The organism is Pontiella sulfatireligans, assembly GCF_900890705.1.
Lineage (GTDB): Bacteria > Verrucomicrobiota > Kiritimatiellia > Kiritimatiellales > Pontiellaceae > Pontiella > Pontiella sulfatireligans.
This window is the reverse complement of the sequence record NZ_CAAHFH010000002.1, coordinates 1696435-1716678: the sequence shown is the minus strand read 5'-3', so window position 1 is coordinate 1716678 and position 20244 is coordinate 1696435. Positions and strand designations below refer to the sequence as shown.

The following is a 20244-nucleotide window of genomic DNA, read 5'->3' as shown; positions in this document are numbered from 1 at the left end:
GGATCGATTCACGGAACGTACGGTTTGATATTGGATAAGACTGTAGAAATATGAAACCCCTCTATAGAGGGGTATTGATATATTGTTTTTATTTTGATATATTAATTTTAATTGTGAAAATGGGTTGAAACCAGGAGGGCTTGATGCCGTTGAAAAAGAGCAATAAATCGATTGGAAAAGACGATTTGGCCTCCGTCGCCCGGTTGCTGGGCAATCTGGCCATAAAGTCCGGTTCGCTCAACGACAAGCGCCGGGGGTTTATCTCCGGACTGGCGGGATTGATTGAAGCCGATGGATGGTTGTGGACGATTGGCCGTATTGATCCTCGCCGCAAAACCCCCATGCAAATGGATATGCTCTTTGGTGGATTGACCGACCACCAGGTCGCGGCTCTGCTGGACTCGCCCTCCGATACCAAATCGCCTTCGCCCTGCGACCCGTCGCTCGCCGCTCTCGTCGCCGAGGGGAAGCACTTTGTCCGCACCCGACAGCAACTCGTTGGCGATGAAGTCTGGTACAGCAATGCCAATACCCAAACCTATTTTCTGCAACACGGCATTGACGAGTGCATGTATGCCATCAATCCGCAGGCTGAGCAGGGATTTAGCGGAATTGGGTTTTTCCGGCATACGGATCGTCCGCCGTTTTCCGAACGTGAGCGACTGATTGTTGAAACGGTAACCACCGAAATCGGCTGGCTCTACGGCGGCGCGCCGACCCAACGGGGAGCCGACACGGAAAGGTTGACGCCGCGCCTGCGCTCTGTGCTCACGTTGCTGCTCGAGGGCTATCTCTGCAATCAGATCGCCGATCTGCTTCACCTTAGCCCGCATACGGTCAAGGGCTACATCCGCGACATCTACCGGCATTTCGGCGTAAAAAGCCAGCTCGCCCTGATCCGCCATTTCCGGCAAAAAGAAACCCCGCCAGCCTGACGTGGCCAGCTTGTTGAGAAACCCTAGCTTCAGATGCACGCCATGATTGGAGGCTTTTGTAAAACAAGCCAGTCGTTAGGATCGGTGGATTATTCTGTCTCCGAGCTTTATCAACAGTCAGACCCCGTCAGCCTAACGAGGCTCCTTCAACCCTATTGGAGATTGACAATCCAGCCCAACTTCACGAAAACCTTTTGCCTATGAGTTTATCTATTTGTACATACGGAAACCCGGTGCTTCGCCAGAAGGCAGTAGAAGTGACTACGGTCACGGCGGAAATCCATGAGCTGGCGAAGGAAATGTTGGAGACGATGCATGTCGAGGGCGGTGTTGGCCTGGCCGCCGAACAGGTGGGCCGCACCGAGCGCATGTTCATCGTTGATATTCCCGTCGACAGCGATGTCGGCGATGACGGGGTGCGCGAAAACCCAGCGGTCGATATGCCGCTGGTCTTCATCAATCCGAAAATCACCGGCCATACCGACGACGTTCAGATTGGCCCTGAGGGCTGCTTGAGCTTCCCGGATATCTTCGCCAATGTGGAGCGGTGGTATGAAGTCGATGCGCAATACATCGACCTCGACGGCTTTCCGAAGACGATCCACGCCAAAGGCCTGCTTGCCCGCGCTATTCAGCACGAGCTTGACCACCTCAACGGCATTCTGCTCGTCGACCGCATGTCGCACGTGAAAAAGGTCGCCCTCTCCGGCAAGCTCAAGCGCTTGGTGAAAGAGACCAAGAAGGCGCTGTAGCGGTTAAAAAGCGGCCGGGTTAAATGGTTTCAGAGAATAGCTTTTGAACCGTTTAACCCTTGAACTTTCTAACGGTTTCGAGGCTAATCGAAACAATGATCATGTTGAACAAAACGATACGGTTGTTTCTCGACAGCATTGGCCGGCGGGACGAGTATGAGTTCTATCTCGACAAGCTCCACGCCGACCACGCCGCTTGCTTTGCTTTGCTGTGTCCAGACCTTGGAAGCATCGAGACCGGTGCGGAGATGCTGGCCTTTGATCTGCACTTTCTTCTGAGATTGGAGCTGGTTCCGGCCATTTTGCTTTGCGGTGCGGAGGCGGCGAAGATGCAGGAAGCGTTGCTGGCCGAATCGATTCTTCGCTTTCAACCTTTGGAAACCGGTTCGCCGGAGATTTTTATTCGGGAATCGCGCGAGGCCGAAAAGGTGCCCGTGCTGGTGGCCGAACACTTTACGCTGGAAGACGCCTTGCTGGCCCTTCTTCCCGATGTGGCCAAACGGATTCATTTTATCCGCGCCGCCGGCGGGCTGAAGAGCGCCGCGGGCGACCTGCTCCCCTATGTCTATACCCACAAGGAAAACTTCCAGCCTTTGGAAACGCTGGAATACGATTTTCCAGCCCTTGGAAAAAAGCTGCTCGAAGAGCGTCCGGGCGTCCATCTTTCCATCACTTCGCCGATCAATCTGCTACGGGAAATATTTACCGTCAAAGGCGCGGGCACGCTGTTCCGGAAGGGGAGCGCCATCCAATATTTCCACGCCTTGGAAAACGTCGATAGCGATCGGCTGCTCGGCCTGCTGGAATCGAGCTTCGGCAAAAAGCTCAATAATGAAGCGTTTCTCGACAACGTGGCGCATTTCTACATTGAGGCCGGTTACCGAGGCGCGGTGCTGCTCGAAGAGCATCCCGCCGGGCTCTACCTCTCCAAGTTTGCCGTCGGGCGCGAAGCGCGGGGCGAGGGGCTGTCGCTGGAGCTGTGGCGCGAGGTTTGCCACGGCCACGAAGCGATCTTCTGGCGTTCCAATGTGTCGAATCCTTTCAACTCGTGGTACGACAAGCAGGCCGACGGCCACCACCAGGCCGGCAAGTGGCAGATCTTCTGGCGCGGCGTCTCTGCCGATTCGATTTCCAGCATTATTGAATACTGCTGCGGTCGCGGAGAGGATTTTGCATTGTAGGTTGAAGCTCTGCTTCGATCCTCCGCGGACACTGGACGCGGCTAGAACCGCATCCTACGGCGGAGATTGACACCCCGTGGTGCAAATATTAGGTTTGCCCACATTTCTCGGATTTAACAAAAGGACGATCATATTATGAGTGAATTCTTTAATGAGTATTATTCGCATGCGGAAGAGCGTGCAAAGGAAGGCATTCCGCCGCTTCCATTGACTAAAGAGCAAACTTCAGAGGTGATTGAGCTTTTGAAGAATCCGCCGGCCGGTAAAGAGGACGAGCTGGTTGCGTTGATTACAGACCGCGTGAATCCCGGCGTTGATCCGGCGGCACAGGTGAAAGCTGAATTTTTGTTCAAGGTTGCGCATGGCGAAGAGTCATCGCCGCTGATCACGCCGCACCGTGCGGTTGAACTGCTCGGAACGATGGTTGGCGGATACAACTTGGACGGGCTGATCCGTTTGGTGGACGAGCAGGGCGAACTTGCTGAAACCGCGGCGACGGCGCTGAAAAACATGGTGCTGTCTGTAAACCGCTATGAAGATGTTCAGGCGCTGATCGACAAGGGCAATGAGATTGCGAAGGATATCCTGGTTTCGTGGGCGAACGGCGAGTGGTTTACATCGCAGCCCGAAACCGCTGAAGTAATTGAAACCGTAGTCTACAAAGTGGACGGCGAAATCAATACTGATGACTTTTCTCCGGCCTCCTTTGCCTTTACCCGTGCGGATATTCCGATGCACGCCAACTGCATGGGCGGATCGCTGTTCCCGAACGGCCCTCAGGAAATTTCCGATCTGAAAGAGAAAACCAATCTGCCGGTCACTTTTGTGGGCGATGTGGTGGGCACCGGATCTTCCCGCAAGTCGGCCATCAACTCATTGTTGTGGCATATTGGAGAAGACATTCCGTGCATCCCGAACAAACGTCGCGGCGGCGTGGTGATTGGAGACACGATTGCTCCGATCTTCTTTAATACGGCCGAGGATTCAGGATCATTGCCGATTCAGACCGATGTTTCGAAACTCACCACCGGTACCGTCATCAAAGTCTATCCAGCCAAAGGGCTGATTACAGATGCGGACGGCAACGAAATCACCAGTTACCCGGTAAAGCCCGACACGATTCTTGACGAATACCGTGCCGGCGGACGCGTGCCGCTGATCATCGGCAAACAGCTGACCGAACGGGCGCGTGCTACGCTGGGGATGAGCTCCCTTGACGAGTCTGGCATCTTCGTGGTGCCGAACCATCCGGAACTCCATGAGGGACAAGGCTATACACTCGCGCAAAAGATGGTGGGCAAAGCCTGTGGCGTGGATGGAATCCTGCCGGGCACCTCCTGTCTGCCGAAAATGACGACCGTCGGTTCGCAGGATACCACCGGGCCGATGACGCGCGGCGAAATCACAGAGCTCGCCTGCCTGAAGTTTAACGCGGATTTGGTGATGCAGTCCTTCTGCCACACCGCCGCCTATCCGAAGCCGGCCGATGTGACAACGCACGCCACGCTTCCGGACTACATCATGAACCGCAAAGGCGTGTCGCTTCGTCCGGGAGACGGCGTGATCCACTCCTGGCTCAACCGCCTGCTGATTCCCGATACCGTCGGCACCGGCGGCGATTCGCATACGCGCTTTCCGATGGGGATCTCCTTTCCGGCCGGATCCGGGCTGGTTGCATTCGCCGCGGCGCTCGGCGTGATGCCGCTCGATATGCCCGAATCCGTTCTGGTTCGTTTTAAAGGCGAGCTGCAGCCGGGTGTTACCCTGCGTGATATCGTGAATGCGATTCCGTATCAGGCCATTCAAGAAGGACTGCTGACGGTTGAAAAGAAAAACAAGAAAAACATCTTCGCCGGTCGCATCCTTGAGATGGAAGGGTTGCCGGATCTGAAGGTCGAGCAGGCGTTCGAGCTGACCGATGCCGCTGCCGAGCGTTCCGCGGCGGCCGCGTCCATCAAGCTTGGCCGCGAATCTACTGTTGAATATCTCAACTCCAACGTCACCCTGATGGAAGAGATGATCAAGGGCGGCTACGGCGATGCCGAAACATTGCAGCGTCGCATCGAAAGCGTAAAAGACTGGATCGAAAACGGCGAACTGATGAGTGCCGATGAAAATGCAGAATATGCCGCAATCATCGAGATTGATTTGGCCGATGTTAAAGAGCCGATTCTCTGCTGTCCGAACGATCCGGACGATGTGAAGAAGCTTTCCGACGTGCAGGGTGGGAAGGTGGACGATGTATTCATCGGCAGCTGCATGACCAATATCGGCCATTTCCGCGCCGCTGGTGAAGTCCTCGACGGCGAGGGATTTGCCAATGTGAAACTGTGGATCTGTCCGCCGACCAAGATGGATCAGGCCCAGCTGACGAAGGAGGGCTATTATTCCAAGTTTAGCGCGGCCGGTGCCCGAATCGAGATTCCGGGCTGTTCGCTCTGTATGGGCAACCAGGCGCGGGTGAAGGATAACGCGGTCGTGTTCTCGACTTCGACGCGCAACTTTAACAACCGCATGGGAACCGGCGCTCAGGTCTATCTGGGCTCAGCCGAGCTCGCTGCGGTGGTGGCGCTGAAAGGCGAGCTTCCGTCACCCGCAGAATACGTTGCAATTGTTGCTCCGAAGCTGAAAGGAAAAGAAGCGGACATCTACAAATATCTAAACTTCCATCAGATGACGGAGTTTTCGGTGTAGCGAGTGACGAGTGAAACGTGATGTGTGAAGAGGCGGTCCAAGCCGGGCCGTCTTTTTCAATGTAGACGCGACATCTTGCCACGTTGTTCAGGAAGAGCCCGTGCGTGGAGCAGGCGAGCCGCCTGCGGTACGTATTCTGCCCGCCGGACTGCTCGGGCGCAACGAAGCTGGAAGCATCGTCTACGATTCAGGCATGCAACGGATATGGTTCCAGTTTTTCGATTTGCTTAGCGGTCTGATGGGGCGGGGTGCTAATAGCGGCCGTGCTCCTGCACCGTTTCCCACATGGCCAGCATGTTCTCGACCGGAACATCGGCCTGGATGGCATGGACCGGTGCAAAAACATATCCGCCGCCCGGCATGAAAATGTCGAGCATCCGCTTAACCTCGTCTTTCACTTCCTGAGCCGTTCCGGCTGGAAGCACCTTCTGGGTGTCGATGCCGCCGCCCCAGAAGGTTAGGTCGTTTCCGAACTCTGTTTTCAGCGCCGCAGGATCCATGTCCGCTGCCGTGTATTGAACCGGATTGAGAATTTCGACCCCGCAGTCGATCAGGTCCGGGATAATCTTCCGTACGCTCCCGCAGGAATGCATCATCATCCTCACATGCGGGGCTTTCGTCTTGATGAAATCGACCAGCTTTTTCAGCCTGGGCTTGATGAGCTGCCGGTACATCTCCGGCGAAATGAGCAGGTTGATTTGTGACCCCATGTCATCAAGCTCCTTAACGATATCAATCCGGTCGCCATAGCGGGTGAGCACCTCGTCCCAGAACTGCATCTTGAGTTCGAGTATCCTGTCCATCAGGTAATCTGCTTTCGGCTCCGACAGCGCCATGGCAGCGAGAAAATTATCGTAGCCCATCAGCTGGTTGCAGGTCTGGAAGATCCCGTTGCCGAAGCAGTTGTCGAAAACAACGGGGAACTCCTCCCCGCATATCCCGGACAGCATGGCGTCGATGTTTTCGAACAGCGTGTGGCTGCGCGGATCTGGAAACGGGTATTGTTCAATGTCGTCCAGTTCCATTTCAGCCATCGGGTAGCTGCATATATCGTAATAGAGACCGCCCTCGTCCGGCAGTCTCCAGCCGATGCCGAACTCGTCGGCCAACCGTTCCTCCTGGCCGGTGGTGTAGCTTCGGTTTGGGAACACTCCACGAACATCTACATGGAGATGCCGCTGCACTTCCTCGTCGGGCCGGACGAAGCCGGCGGTCTTAAGCATCTCGATGAGCGGCTTGCCTTTGCACAGCCCCAGGTTTTTTCTGAGCGACTGATAGGCCCTGGCATGAATCGTTGTTTCCATGGTGGCGCCGAAATCAATCGGCACCCGATCCGGTTCGGTGTGCGATATGGCTGTGAGTACGCGCTCTTTTGAATTCATTCTCGGGTTGCCCTTTCTGATTTAGAGGAGAAAACGGAATAGCAAAGCGGCAGGTATAAATGACAGGTATTTCTATCTATTTCGAAGAAATCCATTTCAGGGGTGAATCCGCAGCCACTGCCTGGGTTTTCATCTGGAAATATGAAAAGGCGTATGTAGAATGGTTGGTTTCAACCTAAGGAGACGATATGCCCAAGAACATCCCGGTAATCTGTGTTGAGGAAGAGTCGCTGGCGGCGGCTTATGAAAAGGCGCTGACGGCGCTCTATGAAAAAGGGACGCGGTTCAAGACGCAGTACGACAAGCCGGGCGACCCGCTGAGCATGGACTGTACGCTGAATCTGACCGTGCTCGATCCAATGGCGGAACCGATGATTCACAAGGCGTTCCCGGGCGGCATTGAGGACCTGAAGGAATATGTGATGGAGCTGAAGGGCTTCAAGGACCATTGGGTGAAGAACATCAACGATCCGGCCGACACGCGCTGGGAATACACCTATCACGGCCGCTTGGCGGACTACGGCGTTTGGAAGGAGCTGCAGGATGGCGAATCGGTCGAAGCGGGGCCGTTCAAGGTGAAGCAGCTGGAGCAGATCATCGACAAGCTCTCCGAACAGCCGTTCACGCGGCAAGCGCAGGCCATCACCTGGATGCCGAACCTCGATCTCGACTGCTACGACCCGCCGTGCCTCCAGTCGGTTTGGTATCGCATTCTCGAAGACGACGACGGCGTCTGGTGGCTGAACACCAACATCCGTTTCCGCAGCAACGATGCGTGGGGCGCCAACTTCATGAACATGTTTGGTTTCGTGATGTTCTCCAAAGAAGTCATTGCCGACGCCGTGGCGGAAAAGACCGGCAAGACGGTCAAGCTCGGTCGCATGAACTGGCAGGCCGACTCCTTCCACATCTACGGCAAGGACATCAACGCCGCCAAGGAGCGTCTGATCGACCGCATTGGCATCACCGATTTTGAAGACCGCGTCTACGAGTTTTCCGACGAGATGATCCGCGAAATCTACGACGAGGCAGAAGAAGCCGTGATTCATAAAATCAAGATCTACGACAACGAGCATTAGGAGCAGCGTTGCCGATGCCATCTTCAGTTTCGTAGAAGCGACGTCCCCGTCGCTTTTTTTCTGTCGCCCGCCACGCAACGAGGTCGTCGCGTCCACAAAAATGATGAATCATTCCTTTGCATCGTCCTTATTCGAAAGCAGCTCCTGATTTTTTTGTTTGGCTAGGCCGGCCGTGTTCCAGAAAATCAAGACCTACGATGTGTGCTTCCGTAGACCCGTAGGTGGTTGTGCCGCAGATTTGAACATCATTTAGCGCAAGGCATTCATATTGGCCTGACAACTGCTTTATTTTGTCCGGATCTCAGCGTCTAAATCGTCCTGTTGAGTATGCGTATGAACAACAAGAAGCATTTAATCGCCGCGAGCCTGGCCGCGGTTGTGATGGCATCCGCAACGGCGGCTCCGAAAAACAAGGAGTCGGCGCAGTCGCTCTATGACCGGGGAATGACCGTCTATAAGATTGACCCCGAAGCCTCGCTTGGCCTGCTTAACAAAGCCGCCAGGTTGGGACACGTCGATTCCATGGTGCGGCTCGGCTATTGCTATCAGACGGGGACCGGAACAACCCCCAGCCCGAAGACGGCGCTGGGTTGGTACACCAAGGCCGTTGACGCAGGAAACACCGCGCCGCTTTATGAGATCGGCGTCCTGCACGAAACCGGTGGGTCCAAAGTGCCCCCAGACCTTGTTCAGGCGATCGAGTGGTATGAAAAAGGCGTTACGAACAACTCCATAAAAGCATGCGCGGCGCTTGCCCGCATATATGCCTCCTCCCCGGACCCGGATTTTCATGACGGACCGAAGGCCATCCGCTACGCCACTGTTCTTGTTCAGAAAAGCCCTCGTGATCCGGTGGCCTTCGATCTGCTGGCGGCGGCCTATGCGCGCAACCTCCAATTTGTCCCGGCATTAAAGGCGGCGTCCGAAGCCGTTGCGCTTTCTCCGCTAGAAGAGGCCGCCCAGCGCCGAGAAAGGAAGAAGGAATATGAAGCGGGGAAACCGTATCCCGAAACCGCCTCTGATGAATGGATTCTACAGGCGGCCGAGCAGGAAAACATATGGGCCATGCTCAGGCTGGCCGACGAACAAAACGATATTCTCGGCCCGTCCTATGACCCCGCCAGCGCCCGGCGCTGGTACGAAGCGGCCGCCGAAGACGGCTCAAAGGACGCCATGGTTAAGCTGGGGGCAATGTGCCTGAACGGCCGCGGCGGACCGGCCCATACCAAAAAAGCGTTCTGGTGCTTTAACGAAGCCGCAAAGGCGGGCATCCCCGAAGCCTATGCTCCTTTGGCCCGCATGTATGTCGGCGGAAAGGGCACCCACGTTGATCTTGAGCTTGCGAAAGAGGGGTATGAAAAGGCGGCGAAGGCCGGGATCCGGCAGGCGGCTGGGGAGCAAGCATCCCTGCGAGTGCTTGGCCGGCGGTCCGCCGACCTTTCACCGGAAGAGCTTTATAAGGAAGGCAAACAGATTGCCGAAAGCAATGCGCCCGGCCCCGACGGAACGGTTATGCCGTTGAACAAGAAAACACAGCTTGTTTACCCGCGCTACTGGCTCGCGGCGGAACAAGGCCACGCCGGCGCAATGAAGGAACTGGCCGAAATGTACTTTTACGGAAAACGCTACTTCGTTCGGGATGCAGATTCAGAAGACCGGAAAACCGGCGGCATCACTTCCGACTATATCCGGGCGTGGGACTGGTATGAGCAGCTGAGCCGGAAAGGAATCGACCTGCCGGAAAAGGCCCGGTGCAAGGCGCTCTATCTTGAGGAGCTCAAGGCCCGCCGCATTCGGTGGCAAAAAAAAGAGCGGGATTCAGCCATTGCAAAATCAAAGCAAGCAGACCGCCGTCGTTGATCCCTTTGTTTGGCCGCTTTTCATCGGCTTCCAAAGGTTGGAAAAATTGCACATCTATTATATGTATACAGCCGTGCAGGTTGGCGCTATACAGCCTTAAACTTCAGGAATCCATGACCTCTACTCAACGTTCTAATGTGGTGATCCGGCGCGTCGGTTTGAAAATGACCGATGCGCTGCTGGCGCTGGAGGCGGCGTGCTTCGACATCGACCGCACGAACCGGCGCAATATGCGCTATTTGCTGACCTCCCCAAGCGTTATGTGCACGGGGGTCTTCCGCGAGGGGGAGCTTGTCGGCGCAATGGTGATGCTGTTTCGGAGCAATGCCGCGGTGGCGCGGATTTATTCGCTGGCGGTTGTTCCAGAGTTCCGCGGGCAAGGAATTGGCCGCAAACTGTTGGCCACGGCTGAGCGGAAGGCGAGGGCGCGCGGCTGCACGCGGATGAAGCTGGAGGTGCGCATGGACAACATTCCAGCCATCCGGCTTTATGAAAGCCTGGGCTATGTGGATACCGAAGTCCGGCCGGAGTATTACGAGGACCGGGCGGCGGCTTTTATTTTTAGAAAGGCGCTGGATTAAGCATTCCGCCGCCATGCAAAGTAGCTTGACCCGTCCGCCGTTAGCCGCGAAACTTTTGCTTTTCAACTCAAGGAGATGCCCATGTCTGAATTTAATAATGTGACGGTGGTTCGCGAGGCGAACGTATATTTTGACGGCAAGGTGACGAGCCGGACGGTGGTGTTCGAGGATGGAGCAAAGAAGACGCTGGGTATGATGCTGGCGGGCGAATATTCGTTCAATACGGGCCTCGCTGAACTGATGGAAGTCATTGGCGGCGAGATGGACGTGCTGCTGCCAGGCTCCACCCACTGGATAACCGTTAAGGCGGGCGAATCGTTCGACGTGCCGGCCCACTCCAAGTTCGACCTCGTGGGCAAAGATTTTGCCGACTATTGCTGCTCCTATATTGAAGGGTAGGGCTTAAGCCGCATGCTGGCATGCGGCTTCACGGCCCTGACTTCCTAGTCGAACTGCATTTGTTCGGGGAAGTAGCGGAAATACGACTTCCCATGCCGATCCATGGTCTCGCAGGTTGCGCGGTGGCGCTCCTTGAGTTCGGTTTTGATTGCATCATGGTCGCCGACCAGCAGGGTATGATGGTTGTCCGAAAGCACGGCGCCGTCGGTCGCGGTCAGTTTTAGGGCAACCTCAAACATTTCGTTGGTTTCGCCTTCCACCGTCCATTGGATCGGCAGCACGCTCCGGCCACTGTCGGCCTCGACATCCACCGTTGTTTTGCCGGAGGCGGCAACCGCGCCCTTCGACCGAATTTCCCAAGCCAGCTCCGCCCCTTCGAAGGCGGTGTGCAGGTCGTTGACGATCCACGCATTGCAGTTAAGCTCTTCGCCGGCCTTCCAGCGCCGGCGTTCGTATTCCACGCTCGCGAGCACCGGCTGGTAGGCGCGCTTAACGTAGTCGAACGACAGCTTCTTATTGCCGTAGTAGTCGATGATGCCCCACTTGATGTCGGGCATGTGCGTCATGAAATGGCAGAAGGCTACGGCGCTCAGCGACGGCTTGCGGCGGCGGTAGACTTCCAACGAATACTGGAAGATCATGCCCTGCGCAGTCTGGGTGGCTTCGACAAACTCTTCGAGCGAACCCATCCGTTCATCGCCGAACACCTCGACGTTCAGGGTTTTCAGAATGTCGATGTCGGCCCAGTGATAGCCCCAGCTCAGGCCCATCGGCCAGAGTTCGTCTTCGGGGATAAAGCGTTTGAGGGCGTCTACGCTCGGGGCCGATGCTGCCGTGAGCTCGGGGATCACGCAGTGGTCCTGGGCCGGGTAGTATTCCTCCATCAGCACTGCGCCGGCGCCGTAATAGTGCTCGTTGGCGTGGGTGGACTCCTTCGGTTTGTAGCCGAGCTTCTGGCCGTACGTTCCGCTGAGCGGGGAGGCGATGGCGTAGGGCACGTTGGTGACTTCCCGCACCCCTTTGCCGATCTCCTCCATGAACAGCTTGTTGTCGCTCTCCAGATGGGCGCCGGAGAAAAAGACCTCTTCGCCGCCCATCCACATGACGGTGCAGGGGTGGTTGCGCCGCTGTTTCACGATGTCGGCGCATTCGGCGACGGCCGGCCAGAGGACGTCCGGCGAGGCGATGTAGCCCTGGGTGGCGAAGCTAAAGTTGGTCCAGACGGTGATGCCCAGCCGGTCGCACTGTTCGTAGAAGTAGGGGACTTCTGGCGGGTGCCAGCCGAAGATGCGCAGGTTGTTGATGTTGGCTTCTTTCACCATCGCCAAACGGGCCTCATACTTTTTGTCGGTGTTGCGGCCGTAGAGCATCGAGGGCGGTCCGCCCCAGCAGGAGGAGCGCAGGAAGTGGCGCTTGCCGTTGACCATGAAGGTCCACGGGAATTCGACTTCTTCGGCCGTGTAGCCGGGATTCATTTCCAGCGTGATTTCGCGGATACCGAAGATTTCGCGATGGACGTCGCTCTCTTCACCGATGGCCATGGCGGTGATTTCCATCTCGTAGAGGTTTTGATCGCCCATGTCCCAGGGCCACCAGAGTTGCGCGTCCTTAACGGGGATCTCCATTTTGACAAAGTTGGCGCCAGGGGCGATCATTGTCGTGGCGACGGCGGTGATCGGCGTCGCGATTTTAAAATTTTCGCCGGCGACGGTTGCGTTGAGCTTTACCTCATAGGGATCGGCGGAAAGGTTGTGCACCTCCACTTCCATGGACACCACGGCATCGGCGCCGTTAATGACGGATTCGATCCGCGTGCGCTTGATCGCCGTTTCGCCGGTAGCCACCACCTTGACGGGGCGGTGGATGCCGAAGGGTACGACGTCGGGCATGTAGTCGCCGCCGAAGCAGAACTTGCGCCCGGCGACGCGCCCGTGGTTGCGCGGAGGCGGATCGAGTTTGATCATGAGAATGTTGCAGCCTTCGAGCCATTCGTCGAAGCGGACGGAACGGGTGATGTCGAATTCGAAAGTGGAGAACATGCCTTCGTGCGCGCCAAGGTATTGGCCGTTCAGCCAGGCTTCGCAGCTGTAGTCGACGCCTTCAAAAAGGACGCTGACTTTTTTGCCCTGCATTTCGGCGGGGGCGTGAAACTTGGTGAAGTACCAGTATTCAAGCTCCTGCGCCCATTTTGCGCGGCCAAAGTTGCGGCCGAAATAGGGGTCGTCGATCTCGCCGGCCCGCTGCAGGTCGGTGAAGATGTCGCCGGGAACCTGCACTTGGCTCCAGTTGAAGAATGTGCCCTGGTATTCCGAGGGCATGGTGTGAAACCCTTCGATCACGCCTTGTCCGGGGCGGATTTTCTGCATCTTCCAGTGGATGCCGCTCAGATCTAATTCAACTCGTTGTTCATTCATTTTTAACCTCGCTATTTAAATGTATTTTCAACGCAAAGGCGCAGAGGACACGAAGGTGCGCAAAGCTTTGTGAAACTTTGCGCTCTTAGTGCCTTTGTGTTCGTGATCATTCCAGTTCATTCAAGATGTTTTTTGTATGCTCGCCCAGTACGGGCGAACCCTTCGGGTTGTAAATCCGTTCACCATCGATTCGGATCGGACAGCGCGTGGTCCGGTAGGCGCAGCCGTCGGACTGATGCACCTGATAAGCCTCGGTGGTGCGTAGTCCGCTCCAGTCGTGGAGCTTCGCGCACCAGATGTCCGCCGGCTCCAAAACCGCCAGCCAGTCGTCTGTCGGCTTGGTCTTCAGATGGCCGGCCAAAATCTGTTTGACGGCGGCGAATCCGGTCCAAGGATGGTCGATCACCAGAAAGTCGAACTGCTCGGCGAGCTCGCCCAGCGGGCGGTCGGCAAATTCCTGCAGCGAGCGTTTGGACCACGAAATATCGATTTCCGGGTGAAGCTCGTGAAAGCGCTGCGCCGTTGCGACCATGGGCGTGAAGCCACGGGAGTGGTCCCAGGTCATTCCCCGGAGTTTTATTGATTCAGCCATAGTGGATTCAAAGTTTTATATATGAAAAATAAATTCAGATGCAATTCATACGCGTTTTCCTGCGGGGCGTAACCTGTCCTTTAGAACAGTATCCATTAAAGGGTTAAATGCCGTACTTTACAGTTCACCTTGGATCTTGAGGGTGTTGAACACATAGTTTTGTATATAAAAAAGGGATTCACAAGCCACCTATGGAAAAGTCGAAAAATAAAACGGGCTATCAGGCGCCGGCGCTGGAAAAAGGGCTGGATATTCTGGAATATCTTTCCGGGGAACGGGAAGGGCGTACGCTTTCGGAGATTGCCCACGCGCTTGGGCGGAACCAGAGCGAGCTGTATCGAATGATGGCCTGCCTGGAAGATCGGGATTATATTGCGAAAGACGAGGGGGGCGGGTTCCGCATCACGCTGCGCCTGTTTGAATTGGGGCATCGCCAGCATACGGCAACGATGCTTCGCAAAGCCGCGCATGTGCCGATGGAGGCGCTGGCGGAAGAGATCGGGCAATCGTGCCACTTGAGTTTCCAGCATGGGGCGTCGCTGATTGTTATGATGGAGCGGATGCCGGCGCGCCGGGTCTGCCTCTCGGTGGGCGAGGGGGCGACGCTGCCGATGAGCCGGACGGCTTCCGGCAAGGTGCTGTTGTCTCGCATGGCCGAAGAAGCGGCGGATCAACTGCTTGAAGACGATCCTGAATTTTCGCGGCTGGCCAAGGCGGCCCAAAAACAGATCCGCGCCGACATTGAACAGGGTCGGGCCAACGGCTTTCTATTCGGCAAGAGCGAGCTTACCGAGGGCGTGGCGGACATTGCCATTCCGGTGGGCGTGGACGGTTCGGGAACCGCGGCGGTTCTCGCGGTGTCCTATTTGGACAGCGTGAAGGATGCGGCCCAGAAGCAGCGGAACTATCTTAAGGCTACTTTGATTTGCGCGGGGGAGATTAACCGCAATCTGGGGGTTTTCGGATGAGTGATGTGATTTATTCCGCGAAGGCGGCGCTGAAGAAGGGCATTCGGGAAGGTATTGAAAAGCCGTTGGCCGATGGGCTGGCGCTGGAGGCGCGGTTGGTGGATGGGTTGTATGATACGGAGGACGGAGCGGAAGGGTTCCGTGCTTTCGTGGAAAAACGCGCGCCGATGTATCGCGGCCGCTGAGGGAAAATTGAAACCGATGGAGGAATAATGATGAGCGAACCTAAATTTTATCCCTGCTACATTAACGGCGAATGGATTGGCGCCGACCATTCAGACCGTATTCAGGTAGAGAATCCTGCCACCGGCGAAGTGTGGGCGGCAGTGCCGAACTGCTCGGTCGAGCAGGCGCAGCAGGCGCTGGAAACCTCGCAGGCGGCGCAGCAGGATTGGCAGGATCTGCCACCGGTTGAACGCGCGAACTATATTTATGAGCTTGCCGACCGGCTGAAGGCGGAAAAGGAGCATTTCGCCAAGCTGCTCGTGATGGAGCAGGGCAAGACGCTCGACGAGGCGCGGTTCGAGGTGGACGACACGATTCGCTACATGACCTACAGCGCCGAGGCGGCGCGCCGGATTGAGGGGCAGATTTTTCCGTCGGACCAGCCAAACGAACAATTGATGATTTATAAGGTTCCGTACGGCGTGACCGTCGGTCTCTGTGCATTCAACTATCCGCTGGCGCTGATCGGGCGCAAGCTCGGGCCCGCGTTGGTGACCGGAAACACCATGGTGCTTAAGCCGCACGAGGCTACGCCCGTAACGGCATCCGAGTTCTGCCGGCTGGTGGACGAGGCCGGCCTCCCGAAAGGCGTGGTGAACATGGTGATCGGCACGGGGGCGGAAATCGGAGCGGCGTTGGTCGCGAGCCCGATTACGAAACTGGTTTCCGTGACCGGCAGCATCCGCGCCGGCCAGGCGATCTGTGCGTCGGCGGCCGAGAACGTGACCGCGCTTTCCCTTGAGCTGGGCGGCAAGGCGCCGTTCATCGTGCTTGACGATGCGGATCTGGACAAGGCGGTGGAGGCGGCTGTGGTGGCGCGCTTTGCGAACTGCGGCCAGGTCTGCATTTGCAACGAGGTGGTGCTGGTTCATGAAAAGGTTGCGGACGAGTTCACCGAAAAAGTCTTGGCCCGCATCAAGGGAATCAAGGTGGGCGATCCGATGAAGAACATCGGGATGGGTCCGAGCACGACTGCGGGCGGATTGGCGCGAATCGACGATATCGTGAAGAAGACGGTGGCTGAAGGCGCGACGCTGGCGTGCGGCGGCCGGCGGCCGGAAGGTCCGGAGTTCGAGAAGGGCAACTGGTACGAACCCACCGTGCTGCTGAACGCGACCAAGGATTCCACCGCGGTGAAGGAGGAAATCTTTGGACCGGTGATGCCGATCGTTAAGATTTCAAGCTATGAAGAGGCGCTCGAGATTGCCAATGCGCGGGAGGACGGGCTTTCTGCTTATCTCTGGACCCGCGACTACCGAAAATTCATGCACGCGGTCGGCCATTTGCAGGTGGGCACCATCTTCATCAACAAGGGCATTGTTGGCTATATCCAAGGCTATCACAGCGGACATAAGCGCAGCGGCCTTGGCGGGGAGGACGGCGTCCACGGCATCGAGGGCTATCTCCAGAAACGCACGATCTATCTCGGCTGCCAATAACGCCGATTTGTTTAAGTCGCGTGCGAGTGCGCGTCTTCGTGGAGATCTTCTTCCAAGACGGCGAGGAGATTGGGTTTGTTCAACTTGTCCTGTTTGGCGGAGGTTCCTTTGCAGGAGAGGATGCCGATCAGTAGGTAGAGCGTGGAAAGAAGCAGGTAGGAGATGTTGGGCGCGGCGATGCCTGCGGCGCAGGAAACGGTGATGAGGATCTCGGCAGGCGTTACAGCCGCGGTGGCGATGCGTGGATGGCGGCGGAACCACCAGCCCGACAATGGCCAGCAGCAGCAAAAGAATATGCAGGAAAGCATCAGGAAGAGGCCGTAGCTGACCGGCGCGATGGTCTGCTTGGAGGTTTGCAGCCAATTGCTGATGATGAATTTGTTGATCGTGAATTCTTCAACTTGGGCGAGATCCAGCGTATTGAAGTATTTTGCGCCCCGCCGAACGATCAGTTTGGTTTCAGTCAGGAGCATGTTTGCCTCGTCGTCGATGTAGTTCATGCTGCCGGTGGTGTCGATGATGGCCATCGGCGAGCCGTCGGCGCGACGGATGTAGTAGGGTTGCTTTTGGTCGAACAGGACGGTTCCGTTTTTGATGTGGATCTCGGGAATCTGGTTAAGCAGCTGCAGTTCTTTTGCATCCAGATGCGTCAGGAACTTTTTGCGCAGATTCAAGGAGGGGGGGACGCAGCAAATGGCCAGCAGCAGGAAGAGGTAGCACAGGTTGGCCCCCTTCCAGTTGCGTCCGACTTCCCGATAAAGCCGCTTCGAAAAAAAACGACATAAATGGCAGATGCAGAATGCTGTATCTTTTCCCCGTCATGCCTTCATGTTTAAGCAAACTTTATGCCGTTCTTTAGGGCGCGAAAAATAAAAAAATTGTCGTCAGCCCAAAAAAGCGCCCCATCCGGAGTCGTCCGGGGCAATGTTTGCGCATTTTATGCTGGAGCGCGGTTCCTGCATCATGTGTTCCACGGCATCGCGCCATACCTGATAGTGTGGTGTAAGCTTATGATTGGCCGCATCTTCCGGGGTGCGGTAGACCTCCACCAAAACAAAGCGGCCGGGGTGGTCTTCCTGCTCCAAAAAATCAAAGCGGGCGATGCCCTGCTCCTGAATGCTTGCTCTTACATTTGCGAGCGTGGCCACCTTGAATTTCTCAATGCATGCAGGTTTGACATGAATGAAAACATGGACAATGAACATGGCGGTTCTCCTTTTTGTGGCTGAAGCTATCCAAGATGGTGATGGAGCATGTCGAAGAGGGCTTCCTTTTTGACCGGCTTGGGGATGTAGTCGTCCATGCCGGCGTCCAGGCATTTTTCGCGGTCGCCCTGCATGGCGTTGGCCGTGAGGGCAACAATCGGAATGCGGGAGCCTTGGCCGTGTTCCCGCTCATATTCGCGGATGCGGCGCGAGGCTTCATAGCCGTCCATGCGCGGCATCTGGCAATCCATGAACACAAAGTCGTAGTGCATGCCGCTTTCGGTGACTTTGCGCAAGGCCTGCTCGCCGTTTTCGGCCACCTCCACCTCGAACCCGCCTTTAACAAGGATGCGTTTGGCGACGGTTTGGTTCACGAGGTTGTCTTCTGCAACCAGAATGCGGCGCGTGCCGAAAGAAGCGATTTCGGAGGATTCCACCGCGGGCGCGTCGGGTTCTTTGTCGGCGGTCAGCATGGGAGCGGAATAGCCGAGCGCTTTTGCGGTTTTGCCCAGCAGATTGCTCAGCCGAATGGGTTTGACCAAATTGGTGGCGAGTCCGGCCCGGTCGAGCGACCGGAAGTCGCGGTTGGTGATGGAGCAGATGATGAACAGGGTGAGGGTTTCGAATTCGGGATTGTTGAAGAAGGGGTTGTCGTTGTCGTAGGCGAGGTATTCCTCAATAAATACCATGCGGAATCCGTTGTTGCGGATTTTTTTGGCGGCGGCTTCTGTGGAGGAGCAGGTTTCGGCTTGGAGCCCCCAGCAGTTGAGCCACTCGGCCAGTGCCAGTCCCATGAGCCTTTTTTCATCGACTACGAGCACGCTTTCGCCTTTAAAGAGGGCTTGATCGATCGTCGCGGGCTTGGCGCTTTTCGCCACCGGCATGTTGAGGCGGAACCAGAACGAGGAGCCTTTGCCGAGCTCGCTTTCCATCCCGATTTTCCCGCCCATCAGGTTGACGAGCTGTTTGCAAATGGCTAGGCCCAGCCCAGTGCCGCCATACTCGCGCGTGGTGGAGGAGTCGCCTTGTGAAAACTTCTGGAACAGCAGCGGCAACTCCTCGCGGGAGACGCCAATGCCGGTGTCGGTGATGCTGAAGTTGATGCTGGTTTCTTCTTCCGTGCCGGCAACGGCCTCGATGTTGATGTAGACGTAGCCCTCGCGGGTGAACTTCAGCGCGTTGCTGGCCAGGTTCATCAGCACTTGGCGGATCCGGCCGGCATCGCCGACGACCTGCGCGGGCGTGGAGGGGGAATAGCGCAGAATCAGGTCGATGCCCTTCTCTAAGGCGGTGGGTGTGAGCAGCTCGGTGATGTGTTCGCAGGTTTCGCGCAGATCGAAGGGCCGTTGCTCGAGGTTGAGCTTGCCGGCTTCGATTTTTGAAAAATCGAGGATGTCGTTGAGCAGGGTCAGCAGGGCGTCGCTCGAGGTTTGGACGATGCGGATGTATTCGGCCTGCTCCGGGGTGAGGGAGGAGTCGCTAAGCAGGCTGGCCGTTCCGATGATGCCGTTCATGGGGGTGCGGATCTCGTGGCTCATGCTGGCGAGGAAGTCGGATTTGGCGCGCGTGGCCTGCTCGGCCTTTTCGCGGGCCACCAAGAGCTGGCGGTTGGCCTGCTCCAGGCTGTCGCGCGCGTCGTTGGCGTCTTCCATCATGCCCATGATGATATGCTGGTTTTCCTCCAGCTCGCGGCTGCGCTTGTCGAGCAGATGGTTGGCCTCCGTCATTTCAAGCTCGTATTCTTTGCGGTCGGTGGTTTCGAGCAGGGTTCCGACCATGCGCGCCGGCTTTTGGTTGGCGTCCCAGTCAATCACCCGGCCGCGGTCGAACAGCCAGATCCACTCGTCTTCGCCGCGTCGCAGGCGGTATTCGCAGGTGTAGATTTCGTTTTTTCCTTCGAAATGCTGGGCGAGGTTCCGGTTGACCGCCTCTATGTCGTCGGGATGGATGTGTTCTTTCCGCCAGTCCAAGTCGGCGGGGAAGTCTTCGATGCGGTAGCCGAGGAGGGCGGCGAAGCGGGAGTTGCAGGCATGGGTTTTTCCGAGGATGTCCCAGTCCCAGTAGCCCAGGTCGCCGCCGTGGAGGATGAGCTCCATGTTGTTGCGGGCCCGGGCGGCTTCGGCTTCGGCGCGTTTGCGTTCGGCAATCTCGTGCTTGAGCTCTTCGTTGTAGCGTTCGGCATCTTCCATGATGCTCAGCAGCGCTTTGCGGTGCTTTTTGAGATCGACCGCCTCGGTTTCGAGAAATTCGTTGGCCTTCATCAGCTGCTGAACGGTTTCGACCTGGTCGTGCATTTCTTGGTTGCGCTCGATGTTTTCGCTTTCGAAGCGCTTTCCGGCCAGGCTTCCGGCCCAATAGCCAGCTCCGGCAGAGGCCAGCAGAAAGAGCCCGGAGAACGAGAGGAAAAGGGGGCCGCTTGCAAGTTCCAAGCCATAGAGGGCGGCCGAAAGTGCCGCCGCGTTCAATGCGCCGCCGCCGGCGAAGAGGAGCGCCAGTCGAGTCTGGAGTTTGGGTTGTTTATCCATTATTCGTTTCGCA

17 protein-coding genes are annotated in these 20244 nt (G+C 56.8%); 11 read left to right on the top strand and 6 right to left on the bottom strand.

Going from position 1 to position 20244, the window contains the following annotated elements:
• The first annotated feature begins 143 nt into the window (after window positions 1–143).
• The 4 genes from SCARR_RS20145 (at window position 144) to acnB (ending at window position 5562) form a co-directional block, all read left to right on the top strand.
• Window positions 144–935: a response regulator transcription factor gene (locus SCARR_RS20145; RefSeq protein WP_136063444.1), complete on the top strand. Its 792-nt coding sequence runs from the start codon at window positions 144–146 to the stop codon at window positions 933–935.
• A gap of 200 nt (window positions 936–1135) precedes the next feature.
• Window positions 1136–1687, top strand: a complete 552-nt coding sequence (gene def / locus SCARR_RS20140; protein ID WP_136063443.1) for a peptide deformylase — start codon at window positions 1136–1138, stop codon at window positions 1685–1687.
• Between the two features lie 95 nt (window positions 1688–1782).
• Entirely contained in the window at window positions 1783–2868 is a 1086-nt protein-coding gene (locus SCARR_RS20135; protein WP_136063442.1) for a hypothetical protein, read from the top strand.
• A gap of 135 nt (window positions 2869–3003) precedes the next feature.
• Window positions 3004–5562 (top strand): bifunctional aconitate hydratase 2/2-methylisocitrate dehydratase, encoded by a 2559-nt coding sequence (acnB, locus tag SCARR_RS20130; RefSeq protein WP_136063441.1) that lies wholly within the window; start codon window positions 3004–3006, stop codon window positions 5560–5562.
• A 251-nt stretch (window positions 5563–5813) separates the two neighbouring features.
• Here acnB and SCARR_RS20125 read toward each other — a convergent pair whose 3' ends face one another.
• The gene (locus SCARR_RS20125) at window positions 5814–6944 is read right to left on the bottom strand and encodes a uroporphyrinogen decarboxylase family protein (protein WP_136063440.1); all 1131 of its coding nucleotides are present in this window, start codon (window positions 6942–6944) and stop codon (window positions 5814–5816) included.
• Between the two features lie 188 nt (window positions 6945–7132).
• Between SCARR_RS20125 and SCARR_RS20120 the strand changes: the two genes are divergently transcribed.
• The 4 genes from SCARR_RS20120 to ppnP all read left to right on the top strand — a co-directional run bounded on the left by SCARR_RS20120 (window position 7133) and on the right by ppnP (window position 10863).
• Window positions 7133–8023 (top strand): thymidylate synthase, encoded by an 891-nt coding sequence (locus tag SCARR_RS20120; protein WP_136063439.1) that lies wholly within the window; start codon window positions 7133–7135, stop codon window positions 8021–8023.
• A 333-nt stretch (window positions 8024–8356) separates the two neighbouring features.
• Window positions 8357–9883 carry a tetratricopeptide repeat protein gene (locus SCARR_RS20115; RefSeq protein WP_168433470.1) on the top strand — a complete coding sequence of 509 codons (1527 nt, stop codon included), beginning with the start codon at window positions 8357–8359 and terminating at the stop codon, window positions 9881–9883.
• A gap of 113 nt (window positions 9884–9996) precedes the next feature.
• Complete coding sequence (locus SCARR_RS20110) at window positions 9997–10464, top strand: GNAT family N-acetyltransferase (RefSeq protein ID WP_136063437.1); 468 nt, start codon at window positions 9997–9999, stop codon at window positions 10462–10464.
• Between the two features lie 81 nt (window positions 10465–10545).
• Window positions 10546–10863 (top strand): pyrimidine/purine nucleoside phosphorylase, encoded by a 318-nt coding sequence (ppnP, locus tag SCARR_RS20105; protein ID WP_136063436.1) that lies wholly within the window; start codon window positions 10546–10548, stop codon window positions 10861–10863.
• 44 nt (window positions 10864–10907) lie between these two features.
• On the opposite strand, the gene SCARR_RS20100 is transcribed toward ppnP, so the two are convergent.
• Window positions 10908–13277 (bottom strand): glycoside hydrolase family 2 protein, encoded by a 2370-nt coding sequence (locus SCARR_RS20100; protein WP_136063435.1) that lies wholly within the window; start codon window positions 13275–13277, stop codon window positions 10908–10910.
• Window positions 13278–13383: 106 nt separating this feature from the next.
• Window positions 13384–13869 carry a CoA transferase gene (locus SCARR_RS20095; protein ID WP_136063434.1) on the bottom strand — a complete coding sequence of 162 codons (486 nt, stop codon included), beginning with the start codon at window positions 13867–13869 and terminating at the stop codon, window positions 13384–13386.
• Between the two features lie 191 nt (window positions 13870–14060).
• Between SCARR_RS20095 and SCARR_RS20090 the strand changes: the two genes are divergently transcribed.
• Genes SCARR_RS20090 through aldA form a run of 3 tightly spaced genes read left to right on the top strand, consistent with a single transcriptional unit; the run spans window position 14061 to window position 16501 of the window.
• Window positions 14061–14837 (top strand): IclR family transcriptional regulator, encoded by a 777-nt coding sequence (locus tag SCARR_RS20090; RefSeq protein WP_136063433.1) that lies wholly within the window; start codon window positions 14061–14063, stop codon window positions 14835–14837.
• The gene (locus tag SCARR_RS20085) at window positions 14834–15022 is read left to right on the top strand and encodes a Clp protease/crotonase-like domain-containing protein (RefSeq protein ID WP_136063432.1); all 189 of its coding nucleotides are present in this window, start codon (window positions 14834–14836) and stop codon (window positions 15020–15022) included. Before SCARR_RS20090 ends, SCARR_RS20085 begins: the two co-directional genes overlap by 4 nt.
• 30 nt (window positions 15023–15052) lie before the next feature.
• Window positions 15053–16501, top strand: coding sequence for an aldehyde dehydrogenase (gene aldA, locus SCARR_RS20080; RefSeq protein ID WP_136063431.1), 1449 nt, complete (start codon window positions 15053–15055; stop codon window positions 16499–16501).
• A gap of 11 nt (window positions 16502–16512) precedes the next feature.
• Here the strand turns inward: aldA and SCARR_RS20075 are convergent, their stop codons facing one another.
• From SCARR_RS20075 to SCARR_RS20065, 3 genes are all read right to left on the bottom strand, one after another.
• A complete protein-coding gene (locus SCARR_RS20075; RefSeq protein WP_136063430.1) occupies window positions 16513–17295 on the bottom strand; it encodes a DUF1189 family protein in 783 nt (260 codons plus the stop codon).
• Between the two features lie 90 nt (window positions 17296–17385).
• The gene (locus tag SCARR_RS20070; protein ID WP_136063429.1) at window positions 17386–17706 is read right to left on the bottom strand and encodes a putative quinol monooxygenase; all 321 of its coding nucleotides are present in this window, start codon (window positions 17704–17706) and stop codon (window positions 17386–17388) included.
• 26 nt (window positions 17707–17732) lie between these two features.
• Window positions 17733–20231, bottom strand: a complete 2499-nt coding sequence (locus SCARR_RS20065) for a PAS domain-containing hybrid sensor histidine kinase/response regulator (protein ID WP_136063428.1) — start codon at window positions 20229–20231, stop codon at window positions 17733–17735.
• Window positions 20232–20244 lie beyond the last annotated feature (13 nt).